Origin of the sequence: Mordavella massiliensis (assembly GCF_016901695.1) — a bacterium.
GTDB lineage: Bacteria > Bacillota > Clostridia > Lachnospirales > Lachnospiraceae > Claveliimonas > Claveliimonas massiliensis_A.
This window is the reverse complement of record NZ_JACJKS010000059.1, coordinates 1-670: the sequence shown is the minus strand read 5'-3', so window position 1 is coordinate 670 and position 670 is coordinate 1. Positions and strand designations below refer to the sequence as shown.

The window sequence follows — 670 nt, the reverse complement described above, 5'->3', positions numbered from 1 at the left end:
GTCCGTTCACTGGGTATATGTACGCCCTCCGGCTGCTTCAGCAACAGCGCCTGATACATCCGGATCCGTCCATAAGTATCGTTACATTCATCCTCACTGATGATTTCTTTCATGGCATCCGCCAGATCCTGGTACTTCCATGGACGGTCTTTGTTTGCGAGATATTTATAGAAGCCCTGCCGGCTGATACCAAGCATCCGGCAATAAAATGAAATTTTTCCGGTAATCCTGCCGTCCTCTGTTTTCAAAGCGAGAAATATCATTCTCTGGTTTTTACTGACTTCCGACGGCTGGCGGCGAAAAAAGCGCTGGCTTCCTCCAGAAATTCGTTTTCTTCTTTCAGACGGCGGATTTCTTTATCCTGCTCCTTAACGCGCTTACGTAGCATGGTAATTTCTTCTGACAGGCTCATTGCACTGGCAGGGGTATGGGAACCTTCTCCAATATCCAGCTTACCGGCCCTTACGGCTTTCAGCCATGTATGGATGGTTCCTTCAGGGATTCCTAATTCTTTAGCAGCCTTAGCGCCGCCGATTTCTTTGGCAAGTTTTACTGCCTGTACTTTGTATTCATGGTCATATTTACGTGCCACTTTGAATACCTCCTTATTCTCTTGGTTTTATTATGAAATCCTTGAGAATAAGCTGTCAACTTTTTTTATACCACACCA

General features: G+C 45.7%; 1 protein-coding gene and 1 pseudogene. Both read right to left on the bottom strand.

Going from position 1 to position 670, the window contains the following annotated elements:
- Nucleotides 1–248 (bottom strand): annotated as a pseudogene (locus H6A20_RS13075) (IS3 family transposase); the annotation flags it as partial.
- 11 nt (nt 249–259) lie between these two features.
- Nucleotides 260–592 carry a transposase gene (locus H6A20_RS13070; RefSeq protein WP_055159092.1) on the bottom strand — a complete coding sequence of 111 codons (333 nt, stop codon included), beginning with the start codon at nt 590–592 and terminating at the stop codon, nt 260–262.
- Between the last annotated feature and the right edge of the window lie 78 nt (nt 593–670).